The 15,852-nt window shown below is 68.3% G+C and carries 18 protein-coding genes; 1 reads left to right on the top strand and 17 read right to left on the bottom strand.

The window, feature by feature from the left end:
- Positions 1-4: 4 nt before the first annotated feature.
- The 12 genes from rpsC to DC008_RS20775 form a co-directional block, all read right to left on the bottom strand.
- On the bottom strand, positions 5-826 hold the full coding sequence (rpsC, locus tag DC008_RS20830) for a 30S ribosomal protein S3 (protein WP_014674374.1): 822 nt from the start codon (positions 824-826) through the stop codon (positions 5-7).
- Positions 826-1,173, bottom strand: coding sequence for a 50S ribosomal protein L22 (gene rplV / locus DC008_RS20825; protein WP_003998827.1), 348 nt, complete (start codon positions 1,171-1,173; stop codon positions 826-828). Before rplV ends, rpsC begins: the two co-directional genes overlap by 1 nt.
- Before the next feature lie 43 nt (positions 1,174-1,216).
- A complete protein-coding gene (rpsS, locus tag DC008_RS20820; protein WP_019753092.1) occupies positions 1,217-1,498 on the bottom strand; it encodes a 30S ribosomal protein S19 in 282 nt (93 codons plus the stop codon).
- Between the two features lie 12 nt (positions 1,499-1,510).
- The gene (gene rplB / locus DC008_RS20815) at positions 1,511-2,347 is read right to left on the bottom strand and encodes a 50S ribosomal protein L2 (RefSeq protein WP_055622537.1); all 837 of its coding nucleotides are present in this window, start codon (positions 2,345-2,347) and stop codon (positions 1,511-1,513) included.
- Positions 2,348-2,385: 38 nt separating this feature from the next.
- Positions 2,386-2,805: a 50S ribosomal protein L23 gene (gene rplW / locus DC008_RS20810; protein ID WP_055622538.1), complete on the bottom strand. Its 420-nt coding sequence runs from the start codon at positions 2,803-2,805 to the stop codon at positions 2,386-2,388.
- A complete protein-coding gene (gene rplD, locus DC008_RS20805) occupies positions 2,805-3,461 on the bottom strand; it encodes a 50S ribosomal protein L4 (RefSeq protein WP_055622539.1) in 657 nt (218 codons plus the stop codon). Before rplD ends, rplW begins: the two co-directional genes overlap by 1 nt.
- An 8-nt stretch (positions 3,462-3,469) precedes the next feature.
- Positions 3,470-4,114: a 50S ribosomal protein L3 gene (rplC, locus tag DC008_RS20800; RefSeq protein ID WP_062706771.1), complete on the bottom strand. Its 645-nt coding sequence runs from the start codon at positions 4,112-4,114 to the stop codon at positions 3,470-3,472.
- A 17-nt stretch (positions 4,115-4,131) separates the two neighbouring features.
- The gene (gene rpsJ, locus DC008_RS20795) at positions 4,132-4,440 is read right to left on the bottom strand and encodes a 30S ribosomal protein S10 (protein ID WP_003948644.1); all 309 of its coding nucleotides are present in this window, start codon (positions 4,438-4,440) and stop codon (positions 4,132-4,134) included.
- A gap of 440 nt (positions 4,441-4,880) precedes the next feature.
- On the bottom strand, positions 4,881-6,239 hold the full coding sequence (gene gdhA / locus DC008_RS20790; RefSeq protein ID WP_108710789.1) for an NADP-specific glutamate dehydrogenase: 1,359 nt from the start codon (positions 6,237-6,239) through the stop codon (positions 4,881-4,883).
- A gap of 218 nt (positions 6,240-6,457) precedes the next feature.
- The gene (locus DC008_RS20785; RefSeq protein WP_108708259.1) at positions 6,458-7,639 is read right to left on the bottom strand and encodes an endo-1,4-beta-xylanase; all 1,182 of its coding nucleotides are present in this window, start codon (positions 7,637-7,639) and stop codon (positions 6,458-6,460) included.
- A 133-nt stretch (positions 7,640-7,772) separates the two neighbouring features.
- Positions 7,773-8,651 carry an LLM class flavin-dependent oxidoreductase gene (locus DC008_RS20780; RefSeq protein ID WP_108708258.1) on the bottom strand — a complete coding sequence of 293 codons (879 nt, stop codon included), beginning with the start codon at positions 8,649-8,651 and terminating at the stop codon, positions 7,773-7,775.
- 19 nt (positions 8,652-8,670) lie between these two features.
- Positions 8,671-9,690, bottom strand: a complete 1,020-nt coding sequence (locus DC008_RS20775) for an aldo/keto reductase (RefSeq protein WP_108708257.1) — start codon at positions 9,688-9,690, stop codon at positions 8,671-8,673.
- 153 nt (positions 9,691-9,843) lie between these two features.
- Between DC008_RS20775 and DC008_RS20770 the strand changes: the two genes are divergently transcribed.
- Positions 9,844-10,434: a TetR/AcrR family transcriptional regulator gene (locus tag DC008_RS20770; RefSeq protein WP_108708256.1), complete on the top strand. Its 591-nt coding sequence runs from the start codon at positions 9,844-9,846 to the stop codon at positions 10,432-10,434.
- 107 nt (positions 10,435-10,541) lie between these two features.
- On the opposite strand, the gene tuf is transcribed toward DC008_RS20770, so the two are convergent.
- The 5 genes from tuf to DC008_RS20745 form a co-directional block, all read right to left on the bottom strand.
- Positions 10,542-11,735 (bottom strand): elongation factor Tu, encoded by a 1,194-nt coding sequence (gene tuf / locus DC008_RS20765; RefSeq protein ID WP_108708255.1) that lies wholly within the window; start codon positions 11,733-11,735, stop codon positions 10,542-10,544.
- A gap of 155 nt (positions 11,736-11,890) precedes the next feature.
- Positions 11,891-14,017 carry an elongation factor G gene (gene fusA / locus DC008_RS20760; protein WP_055622546.1) on the bottom strand — a complete coding sequence of 709 codons (2,127 nt, stop codon included), beginning with the start codon at positions 14,015-14,017 and terminating at the stop codon, positions 11,891-11,893.
- Positions 14,018-14,056: 39 nt separating this feature from the next.
- Complete coding sequence (rpsG, locus tag DC008_RS20755; RefSeq protein ID WP_003992340.1) at positions 14,057-14,527, bottom strand: 30S ribosomal protein S7; 471 nt, start codon at positions 14,525-14,527, stop codon at positions 14,057-14,059.
- Between the two features lie 2 nt (positions 14,528-14,529).
- Positions 14,530-14,901 carry a 30S ribosomal protein S12 gene (rpsL, locus tag DC008_RS20750; protein WP_003948652.1) on the bottom strand — a complete coding sequence of 124 codons (372 nt, stop codon included), beginning with the start codon at positions 14,899-14,901 and terminating at the stop codon, positions 14,530-14,532.
- A gap of 321 nt (positions 14,902-15,222) precedes the next feature.
- Positions 15,223-15,801, bottom strand: coding sequence for a DUF1707 and DUF4190 domain-containing protein (locus DC008_RS20745; protein ID WP_108708254.1), 579 nt, complete (start codon positions 15,799-15,801; stop codon positions 15,223-15,225).
- Positions 15,802-15,852 lie beyond the last annotated feature (51 nt).

The following is a 15,852-nucleotide window of genomic DNA, read 5'->3' as shown; positions in this document are numbered from 1 at the left end:
ACGGTCAGGCCTCCGTTCCGGTGCTCTCAGCCGGAGCGGCGGCGGGAGCCTCGGCCTTGGGGGCCTCGGCGCCTGCAGCCTGCTGCGGCTTACGACCGCGCCGCTCGCCACCGCGGCCACCACGGGCCGGGCGGTCGGCACCGCCGCGCGCCGGGCGGTTACCCGCACGGGCAGCGGCGTTCTCGGCGCGGACCTCGGCGATGTTCTTGACGTCGCCCTTGTAGATCCAGACCTTCACACCGATACGGCCGAAGGTCGTCTTGGCCTCGAAGAAGCCGTAGTCCACGTTCGCGCGGAGCGTGTGCAGGGGCACGCGGCCCTCGCGGTAGAACTCCGAGCGGGACATCTCGGCGCCACCGAGGCGGCCACCGCACTGGATCTTGATGCCCTTGGCGCCGGCCTTCATGGCGGACTGCATGCTCTTGCGCATGGCCCGACGGAAGGAGACGCGGGAGGAGAGCTGCTCGGCGACGGCCTGGGCCACCAGCTGAGCGTCCGTCTCCGGGTTCTTGACCTCGAGGATGTTCAGCTGGACCTGCTTGCCGGTCAGCTTCTCCAGGTCACCGCGGATGCGGTCGGCCTCGGCGCCGCGGCGGCCGATGACGATGCCCGGGCGAGCGGTGTGGATGTCCACACGCACACGGTCACGGGTGCGCTCGATCTCCACCTTCGAGATACCGGCGCGCTCCATGCCGGACGTCATCATCCGACGGATGGCGACGTCTTCCTTGACGTAGTCCTTGTACAGCTTGTCGGCGTACCACCGGGACTTGAAGTCCGTGGTGACACCGAGCCGGAACCCATGCGGGTTAACCTTCTGGCCCATTACCGGGTTCCTTCCTTGCTGGCGACGACCACGGTGATGTGGCTGGTCCGCTTGCGGATCCGGTAGGCACGGCCCTGGGCGCGCGGCCGGAACCGCTTCAGGGTCGGGCCCTCGTCGACGTACGCCTCGCTGATGAACAGCGAGGAGGCGTCCGTGTGGTCGTAGTTGTGCGCGGCGTTGGCAATGGCGCTGTCGAGCACCTTGCCGACCGGCACGGAGGCTGCCTGCGGAGCGAATCGCAGAACAGCCTGGGCCTCCGTGGCGTCCATGCCACGGATGAGGTCCACCACGCGGCGGGCCTTCATGGGCGTGACGCGGATGTACCGCGCCTGGGCCCTGGCTTCCATGGTTGTCCCTTCAGTTTCTTACGTGTCTGAATGCGATCCGCTACTAGCGGCGCTTCGACTTCCGGTCGTCCTTGACGTGGCCCCGGAAGGTGCGCGTCGGCGAGAACTCGCCGAGCTTGTGGCCGACCATCGACTCGGTGACGAACACCGGGATGTGGGTCTTGCCGTTGTGCACCGCGAGCGTGTGGCCGAGCATGGCCGGCACGATCATGGAGCGACGGGACCAGGTCTTGATGACGTTCTTGGTGCCGGCTTCGTTCTGGGCTTCCACCTTCTTGATCAGGTGGTCGTCGACGAAGGGCCCCTTCTTGAGACTGCGCGGCATCTAAACCCGCTCCTAGCGCTTCTTGTTCGTCTTGCGGCGGCGGACGATGTACTTGTTGCTCGCCTTCTTGGGAGCACGAGTACGACCTTCCTTCTGACCCCACGGGGAGACCGGGTGGCGACCACCGGAGGTCTTGCCCTCACCACCACCGTGCGGGTGGTCAACCGGGTTCATCGCCACACCGCGAACGGTCGGGCGGACGCCCAGCCAGCGCTTGCGGCCGGCCTTGCCCCAGTTGATGTTGCTCTGCTCGGCGTTGCCGACCTCGCCGACGGTGGCGCGGCAGCGCACGTCGACCAGGCGGATCTCACCGGACGGCATGCGGAGGTGGGCCATCTGGCCCTCCTTCGCGAGCAGCTGCACGGAGGCACCGGCGGAGCGGGCGAACTTGGCGCCGCCACCGGGACGGAGCTCGATCGCGTGGATCGTGGTACCGACCGGGATGTTGCGGAGCGCCAGGTTGTTGCCCGGCTTGATGTCGGCCCCGGGACCGTTCTCGACGCGGTCACCCTGCTGCAGGTTGCGCGGGGCGAGGATGTAGCGCTTCTCGCCGTCGGCGTAGTGCAGCAGCGCGATGCGCGCGGTGCGGTTGGGGTCGTACTCGATGTGCGCGACCTTCGCCGGCACGCCGTCCTTGTCGTGACGACGGAAGTCGATCACGCGGTAGGCGCGCTTGTGTCCGCCACCCTGGTGGCGAACGGTCACACGACCGGCGTTGTTACGGCCGCCCTTGCTGTGCAGCGGGCGGACCAGCGACTTCTCCGGCGTGGACCGCGTGACCTCGACGAAGTCGGCGACGCTGGAGCCACGGCGGCCCGGCGTAGTCGGCTTGTACTTGCGGATTCCCATTTCTCAGTCCTCGTCCGATATCGGACGATCCGACCCGCTTACGCGGTCGGACCGCCGAAGATGTCGATACGGTCGCCCTCGGCGAGGGTCACGATCGCGCGCTTGGTGCCCGCGCGCTGGCCGAAGCCGGTGCGGGTCCGCTTGCGCTTGCCCTGGCGGTTGATCGTGTTGACCCCGGTGACCTTGACGTCGAAGACCGCCTGGACGGCCTGCTTGATCTGGGTCTTGTTGGCGTTCGGGGCGACGATGAACGTGTACTTGTTCTCGTCGAGGAGCGCGTAGCTCTTCTCCGACACGACCGGCTTCAGCAGCACGTCACGGGGGTCCGTGTACGCCTTGCTCGCCGGGGTGACGACGGTGTTCTTGCCCTCGGCGGCGTGGCGACGCGCCTTGGCGACGCGCGCGGCCTTGGCGGCCTTGGCCGCCTTGGAGGCAATGCTCGGGTGACGCGTAGCCATCAGGCCTCGCTCCCTTCGGTGTCATCGGCCTTCGGGCCCGACACGAAGGACTCGAACGCGGCCTGGGTGAAGACCACGTCGTCCGAGACGAGAACGTCGTACGTGTTCAGCTGGCCCGGCTCCAGGATGTGGACCTGGGGCAGGTTGCGGGCGGACAGCCACGCGGCCTCGTCGGCGCGCTCGACGACCAGGAGCAGGTTCTTGCGCTCCGAGATCTTGCCGAACAGGCTCTTCGCGGCCTTCGTGGACGGGTTGTCGCCCTCGATCACGCCGGAGACGACGTGGATGCGGTTGTTGCGGGCCCGGTCGGTGAGGGCGTGGCGCAGGGCCGCGGCCTTCATCTTCTTCGGGGTCCGCTGCGAGTAGTCACGCGGCACGGGACCGTGCACGACGCCACCACCGGCGAACTGCGGCGCGCGGGTCGAACCCTGACGGGCGCGACCGGTGCCCTTCTGGCGGTACGGCTTCTTGCCGCCACCACGGACCTCGCCACGGGTCTTGGTCTTGTGCGTGCCCTGTCGGGCAGCGGCCAGCTGGGCGACGACGACCTGGTGAAGCAGCGGAACGCTGATCTTCTCTACGTCGAAGATCTCCGCGGGGAGCTCGACGGTACCGGCCTTGTCGCCAGCCGGCGAAAGGATGTCAACAGTGCTCATCGGTTACCTCAGGCCCCCTTGGCCGCGGTGCGGACCAGGACGAGGCCGCCGTTCGGACCGGGAACCGCGCCCTTGATGAGCAGCAGACCCTTCTCCGCGTCAACGGCGTGGACGGTCAGGTTCTGGGTGGTGACCCGCTCGTTGCCCATGCGACCCGCCATACGGAGGCCCTTGAACACACGGCCCGGGGTGGCGCAGCCACCGATGGAACCGGGAGAGCGGTGCTTGCGCTGGGTGCCGTGACCGGCGCCGAGGCCCTTGAAGTTGTGACGCTTCATGACACCGGCGAAGCCCTTGCCCTTGCTCTTGCCGGTGACGTCGACCTTGACGCCCGCCTCGAAGACCTCGGCGGTGACTTCCTGACCGAGGGTGTACTCGGAGGCGTCAGCCGTACGGATCTCGACGAGGTGGCGACGGGGGGTGACGTCGGCCTTCGCGAAGTGGCCCTTGAGGGGCTTGTTCACCTTGCGCGGGTCGATCTCGCCGAAGGCGATCTGGACCGACTCGTAGCCGTCGACGTCGTTCGTACGCACCTGGGTGACGACGTTGGGGCCGGCCTTGACGACGGTGACCGGAACAACACGGTTGTTCTCGTCCCACACCTGCGTCATGCCGAGCTTCTCGCCCAGGATGCCCTTGATCTGCTTAGCCATCGTTCAGATCACCGGCCTCAGAGCTTGATCTCGATGTCGACACCGGCCGGGAGGTCGAGTCGCATCAGAGAGTCAACGGTCTTGGGGGTCGGGTCGAGGATGTCGATCAGGCGCTTGTGCGTGCGCATCTCGAAGTGCTCGCGCGAGTCCTTGTACTTGTGCGGCGACTTGATGACGCAGTACACGTTCTTCTCAGTGGGCAGCGGCACCGGGCCCGCGACCGACGCACCAGTGCGAGTCACCGTCTCGACGATCTTCTTCGCCGAAGAGTCGATGACCTCGTGGTCGTAGGCCTTGAGCCGGATGCGGATCTTCTGTCCCGCCATGGCTACTCAGTAGTCCTGTCTCTCTTACGCTCTGGAACCCGGTGTTCCCTTGACCTCCTCCGACCCACGCGGTCGGGCGTGTCGCGCTCCCGCTGACACAGATGTCCCTTGTTCGAACATCCCTGCGTAGGAACACGGCCCTTCCGGAACCGCAAGCCGGGAGCTAGGAGGCCCACCGGGTGCCTGGTCGGTGCCGCGCTGTCACTTCCCGGAAGATTCCCGTACGTCCGCCCCAGCGCTGCCTTTCGGCAGTTAGGGCGACGAGTACTGTGGGACTCGCTTCCGGTCCTCCCGGCGGGAGGCGCGCAGCATCAACACTCGACCGAGCAACCCCGCTAGTCTGCCATACGGGGCAGGGGCCTGGCCAATCGAGCCGGAGACAATACCCCGAGCGTGACGCAGGTCAAACCCTGGGCCGCCGTGCGCGCCTCCCCGACGTGTCAGATGACGCCCTGGGCCAGCATCGCGTCGGCCACCCGCTCGAAGCCCGCGATGTTCGCACCGGTCACATAGTCGCCCGGAGCGCCGTAGCGCTCGGCGGTCTCGGCGCAGGTGGTGTGGATGTCGGCCATGATGCGGGCGAGTTCACGCTCGACCTGGTCGGCCTTCCACGACGTGCGCGAGGCGTTCTGGGTCATCTCCAGCGCGCTGACCGCGACACCGCCGGCGTTGGCCGCCTTGCCCGGGCCGAAGGCGACCCCGGCCCGCTGGAACAGTTGCACGGCCTCCGGCGTGGTGGGCATGTTCGCGCCCTCGGAGACCGCCTTCACGCCGTTGCGGATGAGCGTGTCGGCGTCGACGGCGTTCAGCTCGTTCTGGGTGGCCGACGGCAGGGCGACGTCCGCGGGGACCTCCCAGACGCGTCCACCGGGCACATAGCGCGCGGAGGCGCCCCGGCGCTCGGCGTACTCGCTCACCCGGCCGCGCTCGACCTCCTTGATCCGGCGCAGCAGCTCCACGTCGATGCCCTTGTCGTCGACGACATAGCCGCCGGAGTCGGAGCAGGTGACCGGGTTGGCGCCGAGGGCGGCCAGCTTCTCGATGGTGTGGATGGCGACGTTGCCGGAGCCGGAGACGACGGCGGTCTGGCCCTCCAGGTCCTCGCCCCGGGAGCGCAGCATGGCCTCGGTGAAGAGCACGTTGCCGTACCCGGTGGCCTCCGGGCGGATCAGCGAGCCGCCCCAGCCGGCGCTCTTGCCGGTGAGGACGCCGCCCTCCCAGCGGTTGGTGATGCGCCGGTACTGGCCGAACAGGTAGCCGATCTCCCGGGCGCCGACGCCGATGTCACCGGCGGGGATGTCCGTGTACTCGCCGATGTGCCGGTACAGCTCGCTCATGAAGGACTGGCAGAAGCGCATGACCTCGGCGTCGCTGCGGCCCTGCGGGTCGAAGTCGCTGCCGCCCTTGCCGCCGCCGATACCGAGCCCGGTGAGCGCGTTCTTGAAGATCTGCTCGAAGCCCAGGAACTTGATGATGCCGAGGTTCACCGAGGGGTGGAAGCGCAGACCGCCCTTGTAGGGGCCGAGGGCGCTGTTGAACTCGACGCGGAAGCCGCGGTTGACGTGGACCCGCCCGTGGTCGTCCTGCCACGGGACCCGGAACATGATCTGCCGCTCGGGCTCGACCAGCCGCTCCACGAGCCCCGGCTCCGCGTACTCGGGCCGTGCGGCGAGCACCGGTGCGAGCGTCTCCAGCACCTCGCGGGCGGCCTGGTGGAACTCCGGCTCCGCGGGGTTGCGGCGCTCCACCTCGGCACGCAGACGGTCGAGGGAGGACTTGGGATCGGGTCGGGAGGACACGGGGGTCACAGGGCAGTCCCTTTCTGGCACGGCTTCACCGGTACGGCACCGGTGGGGGCGCTCGGCGCCGTTGCCGCGCGCGGGACGGCGGCCGGGTCGTGGACCTATACGAGTTTTCGTATACGACACGCCGGCCAACCGTCCCAGTGTTACTCCTGTGTTACGCGAATACCAAGGGGCGGGCCCGAATGTCCGCCATCTGGACAGGCGCGGACGACTCAGTGCCCAGGGTGCTTCGGCCCCTTCGGACCGCCCTTCCCGCAGTCGTCCTCGCGGGCGTCCTTCAGCGTGTCGCGCAGCGCGTAGTACGCCGGCTTGCGGCCGAAGCCGTCCGTCATGACCGTCGCGAAGCCCTCGCCCTGGAAGAACACCGGGACCCACGAGTACTTGTCGGTGAAGCCCCAGATGGTGAACGAGTTGCAGCCCTCGACCTCCAGGCACGCCTGCAGCATCCGCTGGTAGTACTCCGCCTGCTGCTTCTCCTGGGCCGGGGTCGGGACCGAGCCCTCCGGGACGTCCATGCGGACGTCCAGCTCGGTGACCGCCGTCTCCAGGCCGAGCGCGTCGAAGCGGCGCAGGTTGTCGGCGAGGTCGCCGGGGAAGCCGTAGCGCGTGCTCAGGTGGCCCTGCACCGAGAAGCCGTGCACCGGCACCCGCTGCGCGCGCAGATCCTTCACCAGCGCGTAGTACGCGTCACTCTTCGCGTTGACGCTCTCGACGTTGTAGTCGTTGAGGAACAGCTTCGCCTTCGGGTCCGCCCGGTGCGCCCAGCGGAACGCGTCCGCGACGATCCCCGGACCGAGCTCACGGATCCAGATGTTGTCCCGCGTACGCAGGTTGCCCTGGTCGTCGAAGATCTCGTTCGCCACGTCCCACTGCTGGATCCTGCCCTTGTACCGGCCGACCACCTTGGTGATGTGCTCGCGCAGGATGCCGCGCAGCTCCGCCTCGGTGAAGTCGCCGTTCTCCAGCCACGCGGGGTTCTGGCTGTGCCACAACAGCGTGTGCCCGCGCACCACTTGGTGGTTCTTGCGCGCGAACTCGACGATCGCGTCCGCCTGTCCGAAGTCGTAGCGGTCGCGCTCGGGGTGGATGTAGTCCCACTTCATCTGGTTCTCGGGCGAGACCGAGCTGAACTCCCGCCCCAGGACCTTCCGGTACTCCTTGTCGTATGTGAACGGGTCCGGGTAGTCCTGCTCCAGGTGGTGGCCGCCGCCGGCCACGGCCGTGCCGATCACGAAACCTTCGGGGGCGGCCGCGCGCAGCCGGTCGGGCGCTGCGTGGGCGTGCGGCGGCGCCTTGGGGCCGGCCTTCGGGGTGGCGGACGCCGAACCGCCCAGGAGCGGCAGGGCCAGTGCTGCGGTGGCGAGGGCCACGGTGGCGAAACGAAGGGGTCTCATGCGGCTTCCATTCCCGTCCTCGTTCTCGAATGTTTCGAAATCGCATCCGAAACATTAGGGGGTGGGGCGGACGGTATGGTCTGGCCGAGCGGCGCGTCAATACCCGTGCACGCGCGGGGTTTTCAGGCCGCGCTCATCCCGCCGACGGACGGATCACCTCCTCCGCCACCCACCGGGCGATGCCCTCGGGAAACGGCGCCGGCAGCCCCAGCACGACATGCCGGAACCCCGCCTCCAGCGCCTCCCCCACGGCATCCCGTACGGCGTCGGGCCGGCCGGTGTCGACCGGGAGGTGGATCGACCGGACGATCGACGCGGGGTCGCGGCCGATGTCGGCGCAGTACCGGTCCAGCAGGGCGCTGCGCCGCACCACGTCGTCGATGTCGCCGCCCGGCACGTTCCACATGTCGGCGTGGACCGCGGCCACGCGCAGCGTCGCCGACGACCGGCCGCCGACGAGGATCGGCGGATGCGGGCGCTGCACGGGCTGGGGGCGGGCGAAGGCCCCGGTCAGCCGGTGATGGGTGCCGTGGAAGTCGAACGGCTCCTCCGCGGTCCACAGCCGGCGGATCACCGTGCACGCCTCGGCGAGGCTCTCGACCGCCTGGGCCGGCTCCAGGAAGGGCAGCCCGTGGGCCGGGTACTCGCGCCGGGCCTCCGGAGGGTGGGGCCGTGAGCCCACCCCGATGCCGAAGTCCAGTCGCCCGCCGGAGACGACGCCCACCGTCGTCGCGATCTTGGCGAGATGCGCGGGCGCCCGGAACCGGTTGCTGGTCACCAGGACCCCGAGCCGGAGTCGCCCGGTCTGTGCCGCGAGGGCGGCGAGCAGCGTCCAGCCCTCGAAGATCGGCCCCTGGGGGTCGCCGAAGATGGGCATGAGGTGGTCGAACAGCCAGGCGTGCTCGACCTCGGGGACCTCGTCCGCCTCGCGCCAGACGCGGACGAGGTCGTCGTAACCGACCTGCGAGGGCGCGGTCATGATCCCGAAGCTGGGTCGGGGGGTTCCGGACATCAGGTGCCGTCCGTCCCGGTCAGCGACGGCGCAGGGACGCGTCGAGCAGCGCGGGAGGCGTGTCGAACTTCTCCTGCGGGGCCAGGTCGGTGCCGGGGGTGACGATCTCGTCGATCGCGTCGAGGACGTCGGCGGAGAGCACGGTGTCGGCGGCGGCGAGCTGGGAGTGCAGGTGCTCCAGCGTGCGGGGGCCGATGAGCGCGGCGGTCACGGCGGGGTGGGCGTTCACGAACCCGAGCGCCAGCTGGATCAGGGTGAGACCGGCCTGGTCGGCGACCTCGGCGAGCCGCTCGACGGCTTCGCTACGGGCCTGGTTGGAGGGGATCGAGAGGTCGAACCGCTCGGGCAGCAGCTTCGAGCGGCTCGTGGCCACTTCCTGGCCCTTGCGGACCGCGCCCGACAGCCAGCCCGACGCCAGCGGGCTCCACACCAGCACGCCGAGGCCGTATTCCTGGGTCACCGGAAGGACGTGCGACTCGATGCCGCGCTGGAGGATCGAGTAGCTGGGCTGCTCGGTGACGTACCGACCCACACGCAGCTCTCGGGCGGCCCACTGCGCCTGCACGATGCGGTACGCGGGGAAGGTGGAGGAGCCGAAGTAGCGGATCTTCCCGGCGCGCTGGAGGTCGGTCAGGGCCGACAGGGTCTCCTCGTCGGTCGTCGTGGGGTCCCAGCGGTGGATCTGGAACAGGTCGACGTGGTCCACACCGAGGCGGCGCAGGCTGTCGTCCAGGGCCTTGTGGAGCCAGCGGCGGGAGCTGCCCCGGTGATTGCGCTCCTCCCCGATCGGCATGGTGGCCTTGGTGGCCAGCACGATGTCGTCGCGGCGGCCCGCGATGGCCTTGCCGACCATCTCCTCGGACTCGCCCTCGCCGTAGAAGTCGGCGGTGTCGATGAGGTTGACGCCGGCCTCCAGGGCCGCGTCGACGATGGCGGTGGCCTCGTCCTGGGTGGTGCGTCCGATGGCGCCGAAGTTCATCGCGCCGAGCGCGAGCGTGCTGACCTGGACGCCGGTGCGGCCGAGCGTGCGGTACTGCATGGGAGCCTCCTACACTGAAAACGGAACAACGTTCCGGTACGCCACTCACGATACGGAACAACGTTCCGTTTCCGCAAGGGCAGACGTACGAAAGGGCTCGGCGAACCCCCGTGAGACCATGCGGGGACCCGGCGAGCGAGCGAGGAGCACGCGGTGAGCGACAGCGACCAGCGCGACGGAAGCGCGGCCACGTCCCGGCGGAAGGACGCCCGGCGCAACAAGGAGACGCTGCTCGACGCGGCCGCCGCGGTCTTCGTCACCTCGGGCGTGGACGCCCCCGTGCGTGACATCGCCGCCCGCGCCGGCGTCGGCACGGGCACCCTCTACCGGCACTTCCCGACCCGCGCGGACCTGATCATCGCCGTCTACCGACATCAGGTGGACGCCTGCGCCGAGGCCGGTCCCGCGCTGCTCGAAGAGGCGCCGACCCCGCACGCGGCCCTGCGCCGCTGGATCGACCTGTTCGTGGACTTCCTGGTCACCAAGCACGGGCTCGCCGCCGTGCTGCGCTCCGACCAGTCCGGCTTCACTGCCCTGCACGAGTACTTCCTGGACCGTCTGGTGCCCGTCTGCGCCGACCTGCTGGCCGCGGCCGTCGCCGCCGGCGAGATCCGCGACGACGTCCCGGCCCTCACGCTGCTGCGCGGCGTCGGCAACCTCTGCATCGGCGCCGAGAACGACCCCGACCACGACGCCCGCCGGCTCGCCGCGGTACTGGTCGACGGGCTGCGCCGCACCCCCTGACGGACCGCGTCCGGACCTGTCTCCGGGCATGCGAAAGGGCCCGCACGACCGAAGTCGTGCGGGCCCCTCCAGGTGCTCGCGCTGGAGCTACCAGGTCAGATCGACAATTACTTGTTGATCTTGGTGACCTGGCCGGCGCCGACCGTCCGGCCACCCTCACGGATGGCGAACTTCAGGCCCTCTTCCATGGCGACGGGCTGGATGAGCTCCACCTTCATCTCGGTGTTGTCACCCGGCATGACCATCTCGGTGCCCTCGGGGAGGGTCACGACGCCGGTCACGTCCGTCGTACGGAAGTAGAACTGCGGACGGTAGTTGTTGAAGAACGGCGTGTGGCGGCCACCCTCGTCCTTGGACAGGATGTAGGCCTGCGCCTCGAACTCGGTGTGCGGGGTGACCGAGCCCGGCTTGATGATGACCTGGCCGCGCTCGACGTCCTCGCGCTTGATGCCGCGGAGCAGCAGACCGACGTTCTCACCGGCCTGGCCCTCGTCGAGCAGCTTGCGGAACATCTCGATGCCGGTGACCGTGGTGGTGGTCGTCTCCGGCTTGATGCCGATGATGTCGACGGTCTCGTTGACCTTGAGGACACCACGCTCGATGCGGCCGGTGACGACCGTACCGCGACCGGTGATGGTGAAGACGTCCTCGATCGGCATCAGGAACGGCTTGTCGACGTCACGCTCGGGCTGCGGGATCGCCTCGTCGACGGCGGCCATCAGGTCCAGGACCGACTGGCCCCACTCCTTGTCGCCCTCGAGCGCCTTGAGCGCCGAGACCTTGACGACGGGAACGTCGTCGCCCGGGAACTCGTACTCGGAGAGGAGCTCACGGACCTCGAGCTCGACGAGCTCCAGGATCTCCTCGTCGTCCACCATGTCGGCCTTGTTCAGGGCGACGACGATGTACGGGACGCCGACCTGGCGGGCCAGGAGCACGTGCTCCTTGGTCTGCGGCATCGGGCCGTCGGTGGCGGCGACCACGAGGATGGCGCCGTCCATCTGCGCCGCACCCGTGATCATGTTCTTGATGTAGTCCGCGTGACCGGGGCAGTCGACGTGGGCGTAGTGACGCGTCTCGGTCTGGTACTCGACGTGCGCGATGGAGATGGTGATACCGCGCTGGCGCTCCTCGGGAGCCTTGTCGATCTGGTCGAAGGCCGAGGCCTCGTTCAGGTCCGGGTACGCGTCGTGCAGCACCTTGGTAATGGCGGCCGTAAGGGTCGTCTTACCGTGGTCGATGTGACCGATGGTGCCGATGTTGACGTGGGGCTTAGTCCGCTCGAACTTCGCCTTCGCCACGGGGTCCTCCTGTGGAGTGGTTCTGAACGCCTTGCTTCATCGGCGCCAGGTGATCTTTGCTGGAAAGCCCGGGCCCCGGGGCATTCCGCCCGCTGTTGCGGTGGAATGCCCCCTGAGGCTCCGGAGTCAAGCCTAAAGCGTGTGAACGCGGTGCGTTACTCGCCCTTGGCCTTCGCGATGATCTCCTCGGCGACGTTCCGCGGAACCTCGGCGTAGGAGTCGAACTGCATGGAGTAGCTGGCCCGGCCGGACGTCTTGCTGCGCAGGTCGCCGACGTAACCGAACATCTCCGAGAGGGGCACGAGGCCCTTCACGACGCGAGCACCCGCCCGCTCCTCCATGGCCTGGATCTGGCCACGGCGGGAGTTGATGTCACCGATGACCTCGCCCATGTAGTCCTCGGGCGTGGTGACCTCGACGGCCATCATCGGCTCGAGCAGCACGGGGCTGGCCTTGCGCGCGGCCTCCTTGAAGGCCTGCGAGCCGGCGATCTTGAACGCGAGCTCGGAGGAGTCGACCTCGTGGTAGCCACCGTCGAGCAGCGTGACACGCACGCCGGTCATCTCGTAGCCCGCGAGGATGCCGAACTGCATGGCCTCCTGCGCACCGGCGTCCACCGAAGGGATGTACTCCTTCGGGATACGGCCACCGGTGACCTTGTTCACGAACTCGTACGAGGCGTCGCCGCCCTCGATCGGCTCGATCGCGATCTGCACCTTGGCGAACTGGCCGGTACCACCAGTCTGCTTCTTGTGCGTGTAGTCGACGCGCTCGACGGCCTTGCGGATCGTCTCACGGTACGCGACCTGCGGCTTGCCGACGTTGGCCTCGACCTTGAACTCACGGCGCATACGGTCGACCAGCACCTCGAGGTGCAGCTCGCCCATACCACCGATGATGGTCTGGCCGGTCTCCTCGTCCGAGTGGACCTGGAAGGAGGGGTCCTCCTCCGCGAGACGCTGGATGGCGACACCCAGCTTCTCCTGGTCACCCTTGGACTTGGGCTCGATGGCGACCTGGATGACCGGCGCCGGGAAGTCCATGGACTCCAGGATCACCGGCTGCTTGTCGTCGCTCAGCGTCTCACCGGTGGTGGTCTGCTTGAGGCCCATGACGGCGACGATGTCGCCGGCGCCCACCGACTCGATCTCCTCACGCTTGTTCGCGTGCATGCGGTAGATCTTGCCGATGCGCTCCTTCTTGCCCTTGACGGAGTTCAGCACCTGGGTGCCGGACTCCAGGCGACCGGAGTACACGCGGACGAACGTGAGCTTGCCGAGGTGCGGGTCGCTCATGATCTTGAACGCCAGCGCCGACAGCGGCTCCTCGTCGGACGGCTTGCGCTTGACGACGACCTCGGGGTCCTTGACGTCGTGGCCCTCGATGGCCTCGACGTCGAGGGGGGTCGGCAGGTAGCGCACGACCGCGTCGAGCAGGGGCTGGACGCCCTTGTTCTTGAACGCGGTGCCGCAGAACACCGGGGTGACCGTGGTGTCGCTCGACTTGCCGGACGCGATGGTGATGCGACGGATCGCGGCGTACAGCTGCTCCTCGGTGGGCTCCTGGCCCTCCAGGTACAGCTCCATGATCTCTTCGTCGTTCTCGGCGACGCCCTCGATCAGCTTGCCGCGGTACTCCTCGGCAGCCTCGGTGTGCGTGGCCGGGATGTCGACGACGTCGTACATCTCGCCCTTGGCGGCCTCGGCGGACCACACGAGCGCCTTCATGCGGACCAGGTCCACGACGCCCTTGAAGTCGGCCTCGGCACCGATCGGAAGCTGCATGACCAGCGGCTGCGCACCAAGGCGGTCCGAGATCATGTCGACGCAGCGGTGGAACTCGGCACCGGTGCGGTCCAGCTTGTTCACGAAGCAGATGCGCGGCACGCCGTAACGGTCGGCCTGACGCCACACCGTCTCGGACTGCGGCTCGACACCGGCGACACCGTCGAACACCGTGACGGCACCGTCGAGCACGCGGAGCGAACGCTCCACCTCGACCGTGAAGTCGACGTGACCCGGGGTGTCGATGATGTTGATCGTGTAGTCGTTGTCCTCGAGCGGCCAGTGACAGGTGGTGGCAGCAGAGGTGATCGTGATGCCACGCTCCTGCTCCTGCTCCATCCAGTCCATGGTGGCAGCGCCGTCGTGGACTTCACCGATCTTGTAGCTGACGCCGGTGTAGAAGAGGATCCGCTCGGTGGTGGTCGTCTTGCCCGCGTCGATGTGGGCCATGATCCCGATATTGCGGACCCTGGCCAGGTCAAGTGAAGTGGTAGCCATAAGGCTTCAGTCTTCTCTCGGTCTCGATGGGGTCTGCGACTACCAGCGGTAGTGCGCGAAGGCCTTGTTGGACTCGGCCATCTTGTGGGTGTCCTCGCGCTTCTTCACGGCCGCACCGAGGCCGTTCGACGCGTCGAGGAGCTCGTTGAGCAGACGCTCGGTCATGGTCTTCTCGCGACGGGCGCGGGAGTAACCGACCAGCCAGCGCAGCGCGAGCGTGTTGGCACGACCGGGCTTGACCTCGATCGGAACCTGGTACGTCGCACCACCGACACGGCGGGACTTGACCTCGAGGGTCGGCTTGATGTTCTCAAGCGCGCGCTTCAGCGTGATGATCGGGTCGTTGCCCGTCTTCTCACGCAGACCCTCCATGGCGCCGTAGACGATGCGCTCGGCGGTGGAGCGCTTGCCGTTCAGCAGCACCTTGTTGATCAGGGAGGTCACCAGAGGAGAGCCGTAGACCGGGTCGATGATGACCGGGCGCTTCGGGGCGGGGCCCTTACGAGGCATTCTTACTTCTCCTTCTTGGCGCCGTAGCGGCTGCGGGCCTGCTTGCGGTTCTTGACACCCTGGGTGTCGAGGGAGCCGCGGATGATCTTGTAGCGAACACCCGGCAGGTCCTTCACACGGCCGCCGCGCACGAGCACGATGGAGTGCTCCTGCAGGTTGTGTCCCTCACCCGGAATGTAAGCGGTGACCTCGATCCCGCTGGTCAGACGCACACGCGCGACCTTACGCAGGGCCGAGTTCGGCTTCTTCGGGGTGGTCGTGAACACACGCGTGCAGACGCCACGACGCTGAGGGGAACCCTCGAGTGCGGGCGTCTTGTTCTTCTCGACCTTGTCCTGCCGGCCCTTGCGGACCAGCTGCTGGATCGTAGGCACTACTTCTCCGGTTTCTGTGTGCCGAATGGTGAAGCTAACCTGGAACATCGCCGACCCACGCGGTCGGGTGTGTCGAATCCGGCGGACTCCCGCCGCGAGGCGAAAAGAGCACAGATCACGGTGGCCGCTCACAGCTCGCTGTACGGTCTGAAGGCACGCACAAGAGCCAGGGCACACCCCAGGCACAAGGTCTGAGCGTACCTATCGCATTCGCTGCGGTCAAAACAAATGGGTCCGGCCCGCATCCCCATACGGCCGATGTCAAGACCACACGGCGATCTCGATCTTCGTTCCGTCGATCCGGCCACGTCACGGCCCCGTTCACGCGGACACGGCCGCGGCCACGATCATCAGCGTCAGCAGCGCCGCCCACGCCGCGTTCGACAGCCAGCCGAGGACGAGCCCCGTCAGCGCGAGCCCGTCACCGCCCTCGCCCGTACGCCGTATCCCCGCACGGGCCGAGTGCCCCAGCACCACGGCCGGTATGCCGGCGAGTCCGAAACTCATCAGGCAGAGCACCCCGCAGACGGCCGAACCGACCGCCTTGCCGTTGGTCCGCGGCCGGTCGACGGGCAGGAAGGTCCGCGGCACCGGTGTGACGGGCGCCGGCAGCGGCAGCGGCCCCTGGGGCAGATCGGCGACCAGCAGGGCCAGCTCCCCCACCGTACGAGCCGCGTAGGCCCGCGCGACCCGCTGCTCGAACTCGGACTTCTCCAGGCGTCCCTCCCCGAACCCGGCTCTGAGGACGTCCACGGCCCGCTCACGGTCGGCGTGCGAGGCGAGCATCACGGGGGCGGCGGCCCCCGCCCAGGGCTGCGGCACACCGCCCGCGTCCCTCTGCCACGGCTGCGGGCCGTGCGCCTGCCAGGGCTGCCACGGCGGCCACGACGGCTGAGTCATGGAGCACCTCCCCCGTAACGGTCGGAGTCCCTCCATCATGCGCCGAACGGG

It is taken from the genome of Streptomyces nigra (genome assembly GCF_003074055.1).
Taxonomy (GTDB): Bacteria; Actinomycetota; Actinomycetes; order Streptomycetales; family Streptomycetaceae; genus Streptomyces; species Streptomyces nigra.
Note: the sequence above shows the minus strand (reverse complement) of the source record. Positions and strands in the feature narration are given on the sequence as shown.

Excerpts from the sequence above, each read along its gene's own strand:
- rpsC (WP_014674374.1), bottom strand. The coding sequence starts at position 826 with ATGGGCCAGAAGGTTAACCCGCATGGGTTCCGGCTCGGTGTCACCACG.
- rplV (WP_003998827.1), bottom strand. The coding sequence starts at position 1,173 with ATGGAAGCCAGGGCCCAGGCGCGGTACATCCGCGTCACGCCCATGAAG.
- rpsS (WP_019753092.1), bottom strand. The coding sequence starts at position 1,498 with ATGCCGCGCAGTCTCAAGAAGGGGCCCTTCGTCGACGACCACCTGATC.
- rplB (WP_055622537.1), bottom strand. The coding sequence starts at position 2,347 with ATGGGAATCCGCAAGTACAAGCCGACTACGCCGGGCCGCCGTGGCTCC.
- rplW (WP_055622538.1), bottom strand. The coding sequence starts at position 2,805 with ATGGCTACGCGTCACCCGAGCATTGCCTCCAAGGCGGCCAAGGCCGCC.
- rplD (WP_055622539.1), bottom strand. The coding sequence starts at position 3,461 with ATGAGCACTGTTGACATCCTTTCGCCGGCTGGCGACAAGGCCGGTACC.
- rplC (WP_062706771.1), bottom strand. The coding sequence starts at position 4,114 with ATGGCTAAGCAGATCAAGGGCATCCTGGGCGAGAAGCTCGGCATGACG.
- rpsJ (WP_003948644.1), bottom strand. The coding sequence starts at position 4,440 with ATGGCGGGACAGAAGATCCGCATCCGGCTCAAGGCCTACGACCACGAG.
- DC008_RS20785 (WP_108708259.1), bottom strand. The coding sequence starts at position 7,639 with ATGAGACCCCTTCGTTTCGCCACCGTGGCCCTCGCCACCGCAGCACTG.
- DC008_RS20780 (WP_108708258.1), bottom strand. The coding sequence starts at position 8,651 with ATGTCCGGAACCCCCCGACCCAGCTTCGGGATCATGACCGCGCCCTCG.
- DC008_RS20775 (WP_108708257.1), bottom strand. The coding sequence starts at position 9,690 with ATGCAGTACCGCACGCTCGGCCGCACCGGCGTCCAGGTCAGCACGCTC.
- fusA (WP_055622546.1), bottom strand. The coding sequence starts at position 14,017 with ATGGCTACCACTTCACTTGACCTGGCCAGGGTCCGCAATATCGGGATC.
- rpsG (WP_003992340.1), bottom strand. The coding sequence starts at position 14,527 with ATGCCTCGTAAGGGCCCCGCCCCGAAGCGCCCGGTCATCATCGACCCG.
- DC008_RS20745 (WP_108708254.1), bottom strand. The coding sequence starts at position 15,801 with ATGACTCAGCCGTCGTGGCCGCCGTGGCAGCCCTGGCAGGCGCACGGC.